This window comes from Haloprofundus halophilus, assembly GCF_003439925.1.
Classification (GTDB): Archaea; Halobacteriota; Halobacteria; order Halobacteriales; family Haloferacaceae; genus Haloprofundus; species Haloprofundus halophilus.
This window is the reverse complement of record NZ_QQRR01000003.1, coordinates 58473-72788: the sequence shown is the minus strand read 5'-3', so window position 1 is coordinate 72788 and position 14316 is coordinate 58473. Positions and strand designations below refer to the sequence as shown.

The window sequence follows — 14316 nt, the reverse complement described above, 5'->3', positions numbered from 1 at the left end:
AGGCGCTCATTCAGTTAGTGGCTGTGCCTGCCCTGTATATTGGTTTTGTATCTGCTTCTGGTTCATCTCTGCTGGACCATCTACTGTAGTGAACAGGAAGTGGGTGTATACTATCTTTTAGCAGCGAGAGAATCCCGCCGTTTACGGCGGGCGAGGATGGCACTGGAGATAACAATTGAAGCCATCCCGTGAGTAATGGCTTTCACGGGTTACTTATGAGGGCGGATCGGTAGGCCACTGGCGTTCATCAGATTCGACTAATTCCAGTAACGTTCGCCGTCGCATCTTCAGATCGTCAAGAGCAGTCTCGAATTCACTTTCTGAGACTGTTGGGATACCAGCATTGCGAACTGAGTCAAGGCTAAGCGGCGGTGGCGTACGTCCTTCAGGATCAACAAACGAACCATGCAGTGTCTTGAGATAACTTTCGATACTCGAACGGCCACTCTCGAGAATGATATTACTTGGTTGATGTTGGTCTGGAATTCCGACATGGAGTATCGTCAACGCATCATCTAGGACAGCGATACTTGTGATCGCTGCAGCATCAGAGCGTGCACTGTGAAAATAATGAAGAATTGGATATGCTTTGTGATTCGACGTAAGCCTATTTAGTTCGGTGATATGAGTATTGAGGAGGAGAGGAAGTTCTTCGAATTCCTGGCCATTCCATGCTGCTCGAATAACTTCGCCACCGCGAGTACCAAGCCCAGTAACGCCGATGGCAAAGGAGCGCTTCTGGGTAACTGCTCCCAACACAGAGAGGACGTACGTGACGCTAAGCGTTACAAAGAGCATGCCATTCGCCGTGACAAGGACCGTCACGATTTGCCAGATACCACCGTTCGGTGCGAATCCACCGTTTCCGAGGGTGAACATGGCATAGCCTGTGAAGTAGAGCTGGTCGAGCCACGAAACCGAACTGCCAGTAGTCGTATTGATGAGTGAGGTAGCTGAGCCAGCGAACACAAAGGTCCAACCAGTCCACAGTAACGCAATCCAAACGCCGAGACTATTCACGAGGATGAAGGGGCCAGCCAATGAAAGAAGGTAGCTGTTCCCGTCCGTAAGACGCCGGAGTGTACGCCATGTGCCGTCCATCAAACGTGAGGTGAGTGGTCCAGCACCACCTTCAATCCAGAGCGTCGTCCAGAGAATATCCACAGTAGCAATCACGAGCAAGAGAACGCCGAGGACAAGATATCCAAGACTCATCGTATCTACATCTATACCGGGCAGTACTAACTATCCTTTCATCGACTGAGGCTGGTTTTACAAAATTGGCGTCGTGTCGGCGTGTTGGAGGGCCGGTCGTTCAGTGGCTCCATCACTGCAATTGGAAGAACAAATGCCAGATATGTCATACCACCGAATCAATTGCAGCGGAGTGCAACTCAGCAAAGAAACTATATACATTTTGTCGTGGTAGTCGAGAAAGTAGATTTGGCTCTGTTGAAACCCTCAGCCGAGAGCAGAAGACGCGTGCTGAATAGAGAGGTTGCATCCATCTTGAAGGCCTCATTTGTTTCGCCTTCTCAACGCCGGACTACCTGCGAGGGGGATTTGAAATTTATCTGTCGAAAAATTACTTCTCGTTGTGTAATGATGTGAGTAACACCCGGACAGAGTAACGTTCCGAAAGCAACCAACGTAGCCCCGAACTCCAATAAGGAACATGCCGAAGGAAGATTCGAAATCAGAGAGTGAATCTAATGTCGTCGCTAAATGTGTCGAATGCGGCACTCTCTATCAAGCCGAAGAACTGGAAAATGATAATCACCGTCCAATCGGGACTGATGGAAGTTGTCAATGTGGGAGTGACGATTTTGAGCGTGCTACCTTCGAGCGATTCAAGTAACCACAGGGAGGTCGAGTCAAAGACTGATACGCGCTCTGTATTCAGCACGATTTCTGAAACCTGTCGCCGATTTACGATTTTAACAGAGCCGTAGATTTATAGGGTGGCGTTGTAGAAGTAGGCCTGCGGCCCCGAGGTTGACGCACCCATCCACAGCGCATGAGTCAAAAGGTGGCCTCGGGACCGCGTACGCGGCTTTTGCAAAACCTCTCTACAGGTCGTAGTACTTTCCGACACTCTTGTACGCTCTACAGGCACTTTTGAGCAGTACAGCGCAGAGTTTCCAGAGAGCTATATTGAAAGGGGGAATCTCGGGGGTGCCTCTGATCGTCGTAATGGGTGTGTCAGCACTACGACGCCCGATTTCGGTGATGCAGCACGCTACTGCATCTCTTACTATCGATTGCAGAAATATAATCTGACTGATTTGTTTTTGAGAGACAGTCTAGTGTAATATCATTCGTGCTTGAATCCCGAATTCACTCGTCGATAAGTCGAATACACTCAGTGGTAAATTGGTTCAAGTCTCGTCCGGCTTCTGGTTCGAGTGAAACCACGACACCGCGCTTTTGTCCTCGAGGGAAGTGCATGATGATGGCGTCCTCGAATCGACGACGTATGCGGTGATTTCGGCGATTGGGCGACTGCCCTCGAGGAGCGAACGCGCTACGAACGTGCCCGTCAGCAACGCGCCAGTACCGGCCGCCAAGAAATATAACAGACGGCGAGCGACGCTGCAAGGAAGAAACGACTATTGGCTAGCGCAGAAGAGTCGCAATTGTGACTGACGACGTCGCGTATCCTTCGGTCGGGCTCATTCTCGATTTCCACGAGCAGATCGTTGACGAGGGCGACGCCACAGAACCCGGCATTCGATCGGAGGATGCAATCGAGTCTACAGTGCAGTACGTCTCTAAAGGATACTTTGGGGAGGTTCCACAGACACTGCATGAAAAAGCGGTACATCTGATGCGGCTTCTCGTTGCAGACCATCCCTTTGTCGACGGGAACAAGCGAACGGCGCTCCGAACGGTGGTTGTCTTTTACATGCTGAACGGACACACGTTCGACTACGGCGACGAAATTCGCGCCTTACTTCACCGCTTTGCGACCAACGAAGCTGCTGTCGACACCGAAACAGCAGTCGTCTACTTCCGAGCGTGCGCTCGTCGCAACTGATAAAGGGACACACAGAGTATGTTCGAAACAGAGATGGCGTCCAGCACCGATTCCTCGGCGACGGTCGATAAAGAAGTTCGCCGACTATACGAGCGGTATCAGGCAGCCGAGAGTGACGCCGAACGCCACCAGATCGCCCTTGAGATGGGGAAACTTGATGGACGCCGCCACGCAGAGATCTACGCCGCACTCGAAGACGAGTAAACCATCCGAATTCGTCGCACTCCAGTCGGTATCGACGCCTGTTTTGAGTCCGCGAAACGCCATCGACCCACCCCAATCATGAAGACGGTAAGTGGGTTGTCCAGCTGCTGGCCGATGCGCTATCGAATCGCGCCCTCATGGCGCCACCTCGTACTCCTCAGCCAGTTCCTGGAAGTCGGGCCGTCCGCTGGGCACCGCTGGTGTCGAGATATGTGCAGAGGTCGTCGACGACGTCGTCGCTCCATCCACTCGAAGTATACTCCACCATCCTCACGGCAATAGAGCAACATATAGAGACACTCTAGCCCTAGCACGTGTTGAGAACAATCGAGAGATGCCTACTGGAGGAGACACCTGAAGATCTCAATGGGTATCGGTAAATGTGCAACAGCAGCGCTATTGTAACACAGTAGCCCTGAATTCCACGGTATTAGTATACCCATTCATATATTCACTATACATAGAGCTCGTGCCAGCGTTCGCACGTATACTATTCGCACTTGATCTTCCACGAGAGAGGTCGCATAGTCTCTACGTATACTTGATATAAAAACAGCTATACCAACAGGGACAGATAGTGGTATCACCGAGATGCCCACGAAAGAGCTTCCCGATAGTGCACCGGGAAAATACGTCCCCTATCATCCGAACCCATACTATTCACCGGAGCCGCTCCCAGTAGAGCCGAAGCTCGAACTCTCCGAACAGACACACAATCTGGTGGCCGATGCAGCGTATCAAATCGGTCGTGTCGACGGTATCAGCTCGACAGTCGACTTCTCCGCAGTTCTCTACACCTCTCTCATTCGTATCGAGGCCGTCGAGTCAGCACGTATCGAAGGGGCAGACGTCGCGTATCAAGACGTCGAAGCATACCACACAAAGCACCCTGCAGGTGATGGTGACACGACAATCGAGAAAGATCTGAAAGAGGCCCTCAATTACGAGACGGCGCTCACGTACGGCCTCGAGAAAGTCGAGAGCGGAGCGTCGATAACGCTCTCGCTGATCAAAGAACTCCATTCGGTACTGCTTGAGGATGTCCGAAACGAGGGTGACGTCGTCGGTGACTTCCGCGACCATATGGTTCATCTCACGAGCCCACAGCCAGGACAGCGTCCGTTCGTCCCGCCGACTCCGGAGGGACTCACTAGACTCATGCACTCACTTGAGTCATACATTCAGATGGGTGGACAGTACCATCCCCTCGTCGACGCCGGCATCATCCACTATTTCTTTGAGACGGTTCATCCTTTCTCGGATGGGAACGGTCGACTCGGTCGGTTACTCATCATTCTGTATCTGGCGAGCGAAGGGTACCTCGAAAGTCCATATATCTACCCGAGCGCATACTTCAATCGGCACAAAGTCGAGTACGTCGAGCGGATGCGTGCGGTGAGTGAGGACGGTGCATGGGACGAGTGGCTCACGTTCTTCCTCGAAGGACTCCGAAGTCAAGCCGAGACGTCGTACGACCGAACTCACCGACTCCGCGATCTTCAAGAGCGCTACGAGAAAGAGTACCCAGGCAGCACGAATACGGACACGTTCGCTCGGCAGCTACTCCAGTATCCGTACTTTACGGCGCCTGACCTTGTGGAGTATCTCGACATCTCACGTCGGACTGCCTACAAGGTCGTCGACGACCTCGAATCGGATGGCCTCATTGAGGAAGTGACCGGAAAAGAACGTGGGAAGGAGTACAAAGCAGTCGAGGTGTTCGACATTCTGGAGTAGGCAGCAGTGCCTCAGTTTCAATCTGATTGTGGATTTTTCCAGGTGTCGAATCAGTTGCACACCCCTTGAAGTTGAAATACCATGACGAAGGAAGCCATCCATAAGAGATGACTGACCACTACGCTGATTTAGAGGAACTACGACCACTTGGTGAAGCGACTCGCGTTCCCGACGACAAACTTTCTGGACGGGGGAACGCTGGGCGAGCAGAGGGACAACGAAGAGAGAGGTCGGAATTGTATCCAGATCGAACGAGATCGACACGGAGCGAGTGTTCCTCGTGCAGGGCGCCGATTCCTGCGAACCGTACCAAGTGTCGGTTCTGCCTCTCAAACCATCTCGATGGAACGAGCGACGAGAGGTCCACCTCAGATACGGAGTGGATACTCCTCCATGTCATCCATCTACTCGTCGAGGCGTCGACGTTCTACGCCGCCATCGCGAAGGGTGCTGCTGCGGCTAGGCTCCTCACGAAGGCTGACAGAGATCCAGCGGTCGACGACTGCCAACTAATCTACGACCTTGATACAAAGCCCGCCGCACAGCTGACTGACAAGTGGCCCTCGCTCCCCGAAGCAGTTCGATTCACCTCTGAAAGCGGTGAACAGCTACTCACAGCCGCTCGTGAACGGACGGGGCAGACAGAGTCAACGCAGTCGCGGCGTGAAGGGACACACACGACGTTCCTCTACGATGAGGGAGGGCACGACGTTAGTGAGGAAAGTCGGCTTACAGGCCTTCTTGAGAGTGCCGAGAACGACATCTGGTTGGTGCCAGCGATTGCACTCCAGCGTTCCGTCGACGACAACCATTCCGAGAATCGTCAACCCAGTGTTCCCTCGAAAACACGGCTTGAATGTCGCAAGTGAGGTCGAACAACTGAGCATCAGTTCCAAGAGTTCGAGTCGCTTCCAGATGCCGAGTGGTCTGGCCAGCCAATGTGGGAGTGCCAGGTGTGTCAGTCACCTTGTCACGGACCAACTCCTCAGTAGGATACTCTGTTGAACAAGAGCTTAACCAGCATAAAATGTATTACCCGATTTGTTGGTTAAGTCTGGTGTAGGACTCTGCCGGGCGGAATCAGTGTACCCGCCTCGTTGTGGCGAAAACGATCCCCTATCGGCGGACGGATGAGTCCGCTCGCTCCTGGGCAAACAGGTCAAGGACGACCTTCGAGCCGCCGAGTATGACGGGACCGACGAACAGACCAATCGCCCCAAACAGAACGATTCCCCCGAAGATTCCCACGACGATGGTCGCGACGTTGATTGCTCCGCTACGGTTGATAATCGCCGGGCGAAGATAGATGTCCGAGGCGCTGACCACCGATCCGTAGACGAAAAGCAGTACCGCTGCAGTGGGGCGGCCGATTGCGAGCAGATAGCCCGAAACCGGAAGCCAGACACCGAATGCCCCAACGAGTGGGAGCAACGTGAGGACAAATGTGGCCACGGTCAAGAACACAACTCCGGGCATACCAACGAGCGCCAATCCGATGCCGAGCAGTACCGCTTGGACCCCCGCGACGGCGACGTTCCCGATAACGGACGCCCACATGAGGCCGTCAAGTTCTCTAAGAAGTTCCCGCTCCACACGATCAGAGAGGGGGACAATTGACTGCAGCCATGTGACGAACTGTTCACCATCTCGCAGTAACGCAAAGAGTACGAAGACCGTCACGGTGAGTCCGATCAGCACACCAGGGAGACCGCCGATGACGGTTACCGCGCCGGTTGCGAGACGCTGCAACCCGGTAGCGATTGGCTCTTGATATGTCGCATACAACAGATCGAAGTCGATTACATAGCCAATAGTTTCGATTCGGTCCTGAATGATGTCCAGACTGAGTCCTCCTTCTTCGAGGGCGGTTAGCAGTCCCAGCCCCTGCTGAATTGCGATTGTGAGAAGATACGCGACCGGGATGAAGAGTACAAATACCGAAAGTAAAATGAGGGTGAGAGCAGCTGTAACTGCGCTCGTGTGGCGCTCGAGTTTCCGTTGTACGGGTGCGAGAACGTATGCGAGGACAATCGCGAGCAAGATATACTGAAGCTGTGTGAAAACGAAAAGTAGGCCGAGAACGCCGCTCACTATCGCCAAAATCGACAGTACAAGATGCTCCGAAAACCAATGCTGACGGTCTTCCTGTTCAGTCATATATGATATAATGATCCCTTCATTCATTATTTGTGTGTGTGCAGAATCGGGCCATCTGTCAATTACCCGTCCTAACCGCCTACGGCGGGGTGAGGACGGGGCTTGCGTGGCTTCCAGCTGGGTTGTACGCCCGTATGAACTACCCCACCCTACTCCCTCGGCGTGGTCCGAGAGAGCTTCGCTCTCTCGTCATCACGAGACGGCGAAGCCGTCTCGAACGACTACGCGCCTCGGTCCTTGAGGGTGGGGCCACCGGCAGAGCGATGCTCTGCCGAGGCCTCGAAAGACGCAAAGCGTCTTTCGGTGGCTTTGATGTGGACTCCCGGTAATCAGTCGCCAGCAATTGGCTGGTAAGGCTAGGCGATCAAAACTCGTGAGTTCTTCACCCGAATGATCAAAATCCATCTCGTTATAAAATTCGAGGACACTATCCACCTGAGGGCCCTACTCACCGGTAAATGACCAATTTTGTAGAGAGTATGAGAACACCGGCTTTGGAACACGAATCCTCGGACATTACCGCGGTGCTTGACAGGATTGATGGTTGCGTCGAGGAAATCAGTCATGGGTTTGAACGATGGGGCGACCCCTACGCCCGGGGACCGGGCCTCTATTTCGTCGTCGTGCGTGATTCAGTAGCCGGGTTCGTGGACCCACTGGGAGCGAACCGCTGGCCAGTCGAGGACTGTGCGAGTGTATTTGATAAAACTGATGCACTCCTTAAGGCAGCACGAGAAGTTGCCTTTTCCTGCGACGGCGCAGTCGTCATCCACAACGACGGGACGATTTAGGAGGAGATGGTCCGAGTCAGCCAGTTATCAACGGCTGAACGAACACGGATCGACGAACTTCCCTATGCGGGATGGATGGGTACCCGCCACATGAGCGCGCTGGAAACCGCGACCCGCGAGGAAGTGGTTGCGGCGATCACGCTCAGTGAAGAGGACGGACGAGTAACGTTCTTTACTGACGAGGGGTTCGAAGACTATCAAAGAACGATAGGCGACGAAAACTGACGAAGTGACGAATCGTCGTTCGTCTCGGAAGATGGAGGATACTGAGTAGGTTCGAGAAAGATGACATCCACTCAACAATATCCCTGAGGAGTTCATACTGACGAACGTCCACACAGTTATCCGAATTGGGCGTCTAGTTCAAAGGATGCCAGACGACAAACGAGGCCGAGACGAGAACATGGACGACGACCAGCGACAACAGCCAGAGCGGAAGCGAGAGGACGTACGCGACCGCGTCCGTGAAGACCGAGCGATGAGCGGTGACCCTGGTGGAAGACTTGGTGACCTTGATGAGGTACTTGAAGCCCAAGAGTATCCAACCACGACGGATAAATTGGTCGAGGCCTATGGTGACTACGAGATCGAAACGCAAGGCGGGACGGAATCCCTCGAAGAAGTGCTTGCCCAAACCGATAATCAAACGTACGATTCCGCTGACGACGTTAGAAGTCGGATACTGGGACTAATACATCGATAACCACTGTCGTCTCGGTATCCACTATTGTCTGTCTCCTCTCTGTTTACCCGCCAAGCCACCAGCCATAGAGCTGTGCCTGCTCGTCAGTGTCGGGATGCTTCTTCGAGTCGCCGTAGGTCTTCCCCTTAAGCAGCTGACGTTCGACCGCGTTCGCGGCAAGTCGAAGGGCGTGAGAGGCACCGTAGCCCTCCCCATCGGCCATGAAGTAACCGCGATCAGTGACTAGTCTGATCCGTGCCAGTACCAGCGGCACACCCCGACTTTGTTCCTTGTGCTCCTGCAGTTCGATGCTGGCCTTGATCACGCTCATCTCACCGTACTTCGAGGTCATGCCCTCGATCAGCGCGGAGACGTCGTCGTAGTCCATCCCCTCCAGCAGGTCGAGCCCGAACACCTGCACGGCGTTCCGATCATCGCGCTCCCAGGTGAGCGCCTCGATGACGTCCGTTTTCGTGATGATACCGGTCGGCTCGTCGGTGTCGTCGGCCGTGACGACGAGCGAGGAGATTTCCCGCTCGAACATCGTCTCGACGACCTCGTCGAGCGGTGCGCTTCGCTCAACCGTCGCGACTGCGTCGGACATCAGGTTCCGTACCGGCAGGTCGAGCATCCGGTCGGCATCGCCCTCGCGCGCGCCGAACCCCCCACGGTTCTGCCCCCCGCCACCGCGGCTACCGAAGCCGCTCGAGGAACCACCCTGGCTCTTATTTCCGCTCCGCGTCGTGAACTCGATGACGTCGTACAGGCTCAGCATTCCCACGAGGTCGTCCCCGTCGACGACTGGGAGATGGGCGATACCGGCTTCTCGAAGCATATTGAGCGATTTCCCGATCGTGGTTTCAGGGGTCGCACTGACCAACTCCGCCGTGTAGGCATCTTCGACAGTGGCGGCGTCGAGAAACGGACGGACTGCCTCGAGGACAGCATCGCCGGTCACCACACCGACAACACGGTCGTCATCGAGTACTGGGAGGGTTTTGGCATCGCTACCAATCATGAGCCGCGCAACGTCGCGAACGTCCTCGGTGCGGTCGACCGTCGGGACGTGCTGTGCCTGTGAGCCAACCTTCGCCGACGGCTGGTTGGACGACGACGCCAGCTGTCGGCGGCTGACGACACCGCGGTACTCGTCGCCGTCCGTCACGACGACGGCATCGAGTTCCTGGTTCTTGAACGCCCCGGCGACCTTCGAGAGCGGGGTTCCGATGTCAAACTCAGTGAACTCCGTCGAGAGAATCTCAGAGATATCCATGGTGTAACTCTCTAGTGGGAGGGGGGCTGGACGGTTATCTTTGTTCCACCCCAGATCCTAGAGGTGAAGATGTTCGGAGTTCATATTGAGTGATAATCGACCGGACAGTGCTCGAAACCGTGTTTTGGACACATTCTTGGGGGTGTACTGAACGCACAGTCTCGGAAGGATTTGGAATCGTCAATCACACTCGTCTCTCACTCGCGGACGTCGTACGGTCCAATCAGCGTCAGGAGATCTCGTTCCAATTCACCACCAACAAACTCGACGTGCCCCGTTTCAGCCTCGTAGTCGATTATCTGGGCCTCTTCCAATTTCGGGAGATGTGTATGGTGAAGTACAATCCGGACGCGTTGTCGGTGTTCGTCGGACACCCGGTCCACGTGTTCGTCTCGAACCCGATTTGCAACGCGATCTACGAGCACATCATATTCCAGTGTCTTCTCAGAAGCGTTGTCCAATGCGTTGAGGGTGGCGCGTCGGTGTTCGTTCGCTACTGCCGACAGAATCGTATCGGGGGAGATCGATCTCTCACGCTCCGAAGAACTGGTACCCTCATTAATTGACAGTATATCACGTGTCCCCAGCTCTCGACTCTCATCCATACCCACATAGCGTAGTCCCATCTGCCTGGCTCTGTCCCATGGTGCATAATGGAAACAGTCAGTCTATTTCCGCTGCTGACTCGGGCGTGAGAAGTGCGTACCTCCCGAACGTCCCAATGGCACGACGCAGTCGCTCCGTCACTGCTTGATCGGAAATTCCGAGTTCGTCAGCTAACTCTGCGGTCGTACACCCTCGTGGAATGTCGTAGTATCCCCTTCGAATGGCAAGCGTCAACGCTTCACGTTGGGGCTCACTCAGGCCGTACCACGGACCGGCCTCAGGGTCCGTCGGATTATATATGCGGGATAACTCCAGGGAGATGTGCGCGGCCTCACAGCAGTCCTGGCACTGACTCAATGCCTCGCGGTCTGAGAACCGTATCTCGAAATTCCACCCTTCCGGCGATCCAGTCGCACCCAGTATCTGCCCGTCGTGTTCCAAAATGCACTGAAAAAGGTGGTCTTGGCTCGCATCCCAGTCGAGCCTGATTAGCGTCCTGTCGTCGAACACGTCCACCTCTGTCACGCTGTTGACAGTTGGGTAGCATTCGACGGTCTCGAGAAAGCCGTTTTCGATCGGTTCGTAGACCCAGAAGAGCGGCACGGTGACGTCCCCACTCGGGACGAGCGTTTCGAGTTCGATTGCCGACGCATCCTCTATACTGAGGATTTGCCCGAGTTCAAAAGCATCGGATGGGATGCGAATCTCCGTTATTACACTCATGCTCGCTTGTGCGAGTAGATTGCCCGGTCGTACAAAAGGAGATAGCATGGTGTACCATGGCTTCCGGGGTGTCAAACGGACTCCCCGATTGCAGCATACACTATCCCGGCCAACAACGGTGCGTTGACTCGTCTCGAAGCCATGATACACCACCCATGCCGGTTATTCATCTGCCAGACGAAGGCTTCCGCATGGCGACTGTGATGGAGTTTACGAGTCCGGTAGCGGAGTTTCCGCTGGGAAGTGTGTTCGAGAACCTGCCGGGTGTGACCGTTGAACTGGAGCGATTGATTCCACACGAGACGCTGATTATCCCGTACTTCTGGGTGCGCGATGTAGAAACGGAGGATATCGAAGCTGCGTTCGAGGCACATTCCGGCGTGAGCAACATTCGGGTGGTCGATAGCGTCGAAGACGAGTATCTCATGCGTGCCGAGTGGGAGTCAGAGTACTTCGGCATCCTGAGTGCGCTTGCCAAGGCCAACGTCGTCGTGCTTTCCGGGATTGGAACGAAAGAGGAATGGCGGTTCGAGGTACGCGGTGAGAGTCAGGAGACGCTCGCTGAGTTTCGAGAGTACTGCCAGGAAAACGACATTCAGATATCGATCACCGCCGTCCACGCCATGCTTCCGATCCAGGGAGAGGGCTACGAGTTGACCGAGACCCAACGCGAGGCGCTGGTACTAGCCTACGAACGGGGCTACTTCGACTCCCCACGCGAGTCGTCGCTCGAAGAGATCGCCGACGAGCTCGGCATCACCCAGCAATCGCTCTCGTCACGCCTTCGACGCGGGCATCGACGCCTCATTGGAGCGACACTCAGCAGTTCTTCGTGACCGCTCGGACGGTCCGACTTTTAAATCTGCTGTATTATCAGTAGCCCTGTTGAACCGACTCAGACGGCTAGAATCAGGCTAGATGGGTACAACGATATCTGGGGTTGGAGTAGAAGCGGTTGAGTACGCTCAGGAATCTGGGACTGTTCGCACCCAGTTCAATCAGGAGAAGACACCTGCAAGTATGGCTGTTATCGCAACGTTGGCAGATGTAAGAGACACTGATCCGGTTGATCTGACCCCGCTCCAGTCCACTGTTGACCCCGAAGAGTTAGATTCGCTCGTCCGAGTTCGCAACGGGGCGAACGGAGATACCCACGTTACGTTCACGCACGAGGGGCACGCGATAACCGTGCACAGCTACGGTATGGTCGCCATCACACCAGAACACGAGCTCACAGCGGAGAAATACGAAAGGGGCGAGGGAAGATGACGTCTGAAGAGGCCTCGCTTACGTCAAAGGAGGAATTGAACGCGGAGTTGAAAGCACTCCTTCGCAGGGCATACGAGAGTGGAATCGATGTGGAAGGCGGATTCGAATGTCGGAATGGGGTCGAGCATCCTGACTGGGACGTGATCGTCACGGAAGTCGAAAAGAACGAGCATTCGGAGTGAACGACTTCGAGCGTGGCCGGATCGATAGCAACTACTTGACCTGTGAGTGACGAACGCTGTAACCAAGATCGCATCAAACGGGTACTCTCAGCGCAACAGCGGCGAGTATTACGTGCGCTCCTCGACGAGAGTTCGATGTCTGCTGACCCGATTCTTCGTAAGGGAGAGACTCTCAACTCAGGGGAGTACCTCACGATTTGTTACGAACTCCATCACGTCCTACTTCCCGAATTATCGGATGAAGGGTTCGTCGAGTTCGACAGGTTCGACGACAAGGTACGGCGAGGAATGAAATTCGACGAGGTACGTCGGTTTCTTGAACAGATCGATGACGGTCATGACGAGTAACCTGGTCCTGTAATCGATTTGCTGCTGAATGCGCGCTTTGGGCTTGCACGACTACTTGAACAACTATCAGAACTGGCAGAAGCCTCAGCGATCGGTACGCACATCCACTCACCGGGTGATCCAATCAAATCAGATTGAAATAAATTGCCTGTGGGCCTTTTTGTGACACTCTCATTGGATGCAATCAAAGCGGCTCTGTTGGAATTCTCAACCGCTGACGGTTCGCTGAGGTCGTGCTGACTAGAGAGCCTGTAGTCAGCACGCTGTTCGTGCAGTCTGGCCCGGGAACCGCTGACCGGCTACCTCGCCGGGGTCGCCACAGGGAGCAGACCCGAGGAGATTATCCGGCGAAGGAGGACAACGATACCGTTCTCCAGGCCGTTGGCGAAGATCGCCTGCTCGTGTGAGTCGTCGTGGTCGGCGTCCGGGTAGAAGGAACTGACCAGTAACGTCGTGCGGTCGACCAACAGCAGGCGGCTGATGGCAATCTCGTCGTCGCTCGCCGGTCCCAGAAGCCAGTCCAGTTCGGTTTCGAACACCTTCACGGATGGCATCTCTGTACCGAGTTTGTCGATGATCGCATCCGTTTCACCACCGATGATCACGTCGACGCCGCGGTCGACCGCGTCGTGGAGCCGCTCGTACAATGCCTCCGTCAGAAGTTCCTCCTCGACGATCAGCAGGACGATCTCCGAGTCGGCGTCCTCCAGCAGCGTGTGTGTCCGGGCCTCGATGCCGTCGTGGCCGGACAGTGTCCATACCTCCTGCATTCGGTCGCTGTCGTCGACCTTAGGTTGGAGATCAAGCGCTTCGAGGTGTGACTGGAGGGTGTCGATCCGCGTGTCGTACTGCTGCCGCAAGGTCGCGGTTGCCTCCTCGATACTGACCGCGCGAAACTGCTGGGGGTTCGAATGCTGTACTTCGACCAGCCCCTTTGACTCCAGCACTCGGACGGCGTCGTACACCCGGGTTCGCGGAACCTCCGAGATATTGCTGATTTCCTTGGCGGTCCCCGTCGAGAGTTGGGTCAATGCCAGGAAACTCCGCGCCTCGTACTCCTTCAGTCCGAGGTCCTGCAACAGACTCACCGTCTCGGCTTTACGTTGCTCAGCCGTCATTAAGTTGTCCTGTCATTGCCGACTGGTTGAGAGGGCTAATTCACGCTCGGACGGGATTTTGGTGACTGACTCTCCACACTTCGGGCAGGCGTCCATCGCTTTGCTGACGTACGTCCTCTCGCAAACAGGCCACGAAAACAGGGCCGTGGTGACTTCGTCCTCAGAATCGTCGCGAGTGGGCAGTGTCTC

The 14316-nt window shown here is 55.0% G+C and carries 15 protein-coding genes and 3 pseudogenes; 11 read left to right on the top strand and 7 right to left on the bottom strand.

Annotated elements, in window-relative coordinates; translation table 11 throughout:
• Window positions 1-213: 213 nt before the first annotated feature.
• Window positions 214-1215, bottom strand: coding sequence for an ion channel (locus DV709_RS15815; RefSeq protein WP_117595416.1), 1002 nt, complete (start codon window positions 1213-1215; stop codon window positions 214-216).
• A 1250-nt stretch (window positions 1216-2465) separates the two neighbouring features.
• On the opposite strand from DV709_RS15815, the pseudogene DV709_RS18430 reads away from it, so the two are divergent.
• The 3 genes and pseudogenes from DV709_RS18430 to DV709_RS15795 form a co-directional block, all read left to right on the top strand.
• Window positions 2466-2576: pseudogene (locus tag DV709_RS18430) on the top strand (DUF7342 family protein); the annotation flags it as partial.
• A gap of 62 nt (window positions 2577-2638) precedes the next feature.
• Entirely contained in the window at window positions 2639-3037 is a 399-nt protein-coding gene (locus DV709_RS15800; protein WP_117595414.1) for a type II toxin-antitoxin system death-on-curing family toxin, read from the top strand.
• A gap of 18 nt (window positions 3038-3055) precedes the next feature.
• The gene (locus tag DV709_RS15795) at window positions 3056-3241 is read left to right on the top strand and encodes a hypothetical protein (RefSeq protein ID WP_117595413.1); all 186 of its coding nucleotides are present in this window, start codon (window positions 3056-3058) and stop codon (window positions 3239-3241) included.
• 135 nt (window positions 3242-3376) lie between these two features.
• Here DV709_RS15795 and DV709_RS18345 read toward each other — a convergent pair.
• Window positions 3377-3479: pseudogene (locus DV709_RS18345) on the bottom strand (transcriptional regulator TrmB); the annotation flags it as partial.
• A 353-nt stretch (window positions 3480-3832) separates the two neighbouring features.
• Here DV709_RS18345 and DV709_RS15790 point away from each other — a divergent pair.
• Together DV709_RS15790 and DV709_RS15785 are read left to right on the top strand one after the other, a co-directional pair.
• On the top strand, window positions 3833-4978 hold the full coding sequence (locus tag DV709_RS15790) for a Fic family protein (RefSeq protein ID WP_117595412.1): 1146 nt from the start codon (window positions 3833-3835) through the stop codon (window positions 4976-4978).
• A gap of 107 nt (window positions 4979-5085) precedes the next feature.
• A pseudogene (locus DV709_RS15785) lies at window positions 5086-5970 on the top strand (biosurfactant protein 1).
• A 124-nt stretch (window positions 5971-6094) separates the two neighbouring features.
• Here DV709_RS15785 and DV709_RS15780 read toward each other — a convergent pair.
• Window positions 6095-7135 carry an AI-2E family transporter gene (locus DV709_RS15780; RefSeq protein WP_198665750.1) on the bottom strand — a complete coding sequence of 347 codons (1041 nt, stop codon included), beginning with the start codon at window positions 7133-7135 and terminating at the stop codon, window positions 6095-6097.
• Window positions 7136-7629: 494 nt separating this feature from the next.
• Between DV709_RS15780 and DV709_RS18230 the strand changes: the two genes are divergently transcribed.
• The 3 genes from DV709_RS18230 (at window position 7630) to DV709_RS15770 (ending at window position 8629) form a co-directional block, all read left to right on the top strand.
• Window positions 7630-7926, top strand: a complete 297-nt coding sequence (locus tag DV709_RS18230) for a hypothetical protein (protein ID WP_232819772.1) — start codon at window positions 7630-7632, stop codon at window positions 7924-7926.
• A 90-nt stretch (window positions 7927-8016) separates the two neighbouring features.
• Window positions 8017-8151, top strand: coding sequence for a hypothetical protein (locus tag DV709_RS18225; protein WP_232819771.1), 135 nt, complete (start codon window positions 8017-8019; stop codon window positions 8149-8151).
• Between the two features lie 145 nt (window positions 8152-8296).
• Window positions 8297-8629 carry a DUF5789 family protein gene (locus DV709_RS15770; protein WP_117595411.1) on the top strand — a complete coding sequence of 111 codons (333 nt, stop codon included), beginning with the start codon at window positions 8297-8299 and terminating at the stop codon, window positions 8627-8629.
• A 43-nt stretch (window positions 8630-8672) separates the two neighbouring features.
• Here the strand turns inward: DV709_RS15770 and DV709_RS15765 are convergent, their stop codons facing one another.
• From DV709_RS15765 to DV709_RS15755, 3 genes are all read right to left on the bottom strand, one after another.
• A complete protein-coding gene (locus DV709_RS15765; RefSeq protein ID WP_117595410.1) occupies window positions 8673-9881 on the bottom strand; it encodes a CBS domain-containing protein in 1209 nt (402 codons plus the stop codon).
• A gap of 197 nt (window positions 9882-10078) precedes the next feature.
• Window positions 10079-10486 (bottom strand): DUF7344 domain-containing protein, encoded by a 408-nt coding sequence (locus DV709_RS18115; protein WP_198665749.1) that lies wholly within the window; start codon window positions 10484-10486, stop codon window positions 10079-10081.
• 58 nt (window positions 10487-10544) lie between these two features.
• Window positions 10545-11210: a helix-turn-helix domain-containing protein gene (locus DV709_RS15755; RefSeq protein WP_117595409.1), complete on the bottom strand. Its 666-nt coding sequence runs from the start codon at window positions 11208-11210 to the stop codon at window positions 10545-10547.
• Window positions 11211-11401: 191 nt separating this feature from the next.
• On the opposite strand from DV709_RS15755, the gene DV709_RS15750 reads away from it, so the two are divergent.
• From DV709_RS15750 to DV709_RS15740, 3 genes are all read left to right on the top strand, one after another.
• On the top strand, window positions 11402-12046 hold the full coding sequence (locus tag DV709_RS15750; RefSeq protein ID WP_117595408.1) for a helix-turn-helix domain-containing protein: 645 nt from the start codon (window positions 11402-11404) through the stop codon (window positions 12044-12046).
• Between the two features lie 184 nt (window positions 12047-12230).
• The gene (locus DV709_RS15745; protein ID WP_198665748.1) at window positions 12231-12479 is read left to right on the top strand and encodes a HalOD1 output domain-containing protein; all 249 of its coding nucleotides are present in this window, start codon (window positions 12231-12233) and stop codon (window positions 12477-12479) included.
• The gene (locus DV709_RS15740) at window positions 12476-12661 is read left to right on the top strand and encodes a hypothetical protein (protein ID WP_117595406.1); all 186 of its coding nucleotides are present in this window, start codon (window positions 12476-12478) and stop codon (window positions 12659-12661) included. Before DV709_RS15745 ends, DV709_RS15740 begins: the two co-directional genes overlap by 4 nt.
• A gap of 647 nt (window positions 12662-13308) precedes the next feature.
• On the opposite strand, the gene DV709_RS15730 is transcribed toward DV709_RS15740, so the two are convergent.
• Window positions 13309-14127: a TrmB family transcriptional regulator gene (locus DV709_RS15730; protein WP_117595404.1), complete on the bottom strand. Its 819-nt coding sequence runs from the start codon at window positions 14125-14127 to the stop codon at window positions 13309-13311.
• Window positions 14128-14316: the final 189 nt, after the last annotated feature.

Excerpts from the sequence above, each read along its gene's own strand:
- DV709_RS15815 (WP_117595416.1), bottom strand. The coding sequence starts at position 1,215 with ATGAGTCTTGGATATCTTGTCCTCGGCGTTCTCTTGCTCGTGATTGCT.
- DV709_RS15795 (WP_117595413.1), top strand. The coding sequence starts at position 3,056 with ATGTTCGAAACAGAGATGGCGTCCAGCACCGATTCCTCGGCGACGGTC.
- DV709_RS15790 (WP_117595412.1), top strand. The coding sequence starts at position 3,833 with ATGCCCACGAAAGAGCTTCCCGATAGTGCACCGGGAAAATACGTCCCC.
- DV709_RS15780 (WP_198665750.1), bottom strand. The coding sequence starts at position 7,135 with ATGACTGAACAGGAAGACCGTCAGCATTGGTTTTCGGAGCATCTTGTA.
- DV709_RS18225 (WP_232819771.1), top strand. The coding sequence starts at position 8,017 with ATGAGCGCGCTGGAAACCGCGACCCGCGAGGAAGTGGTTGCGGCGATC.
- DV709_RS15770 (WP_117595411.1), top strand. The coding sequence starts at position 8,297 with ATGCCAGACGACAAACGAGGCCGAGACGAGAACATGGACGACGACCAG.
- DV709_RS15765 (WP_117595410.1), bottom strand. The coding sequence starts at position 9,881 with ATGGATATCTCTGAGATTCTCTCGACGGAGTTCACTGAGTTTGACATC.
- DV709_RS18115 (WP_198665749.1), bottom strand. The coding sequence starts at position 10,486 with ATGGATGAGAGTCGAGAGCTGGGGACACGTGATATACTGTCAATTAAT.
- DV709_RS15755 (WP_117595409.1), bottom strand. The coding sequence starts at position 11,210 with ATGAGTGTAATAACGGAGATTCGCATCCCATCCGATGCTTTTGAACTC.
- DV709_RS15750 (WP_117595408.1), top strand. The coding sequence starts at position 11,402 with ATGGCGACTGTGATGGAGTTTACGAGTCCGGTAGCGGAGTTTCCGCTG.
- DV709_RS15745 (WP_198665748.1), top strand. The coding sequence starts at position 12,231 with ATGGCTGTTATCGCAACGTTGGCAGATGTAAGAGACACTGATCCGGTT.
- DV709_RS15740 (WP_117595406.1), top strand. The coding sequence starts at position 12,476 with ATGACGTCTGAAGAGGCCTCGCTTACGTCAAAGGAGGAATTGAACGCG.
- DV709_RS15730 (WP_117595404.1), bottom strand. The coding sequence starts at position 14,127 with ATGACGGCTGAGCAACGTAAAGCCGAGACGGTGAGTCTGTTGCAGGAC.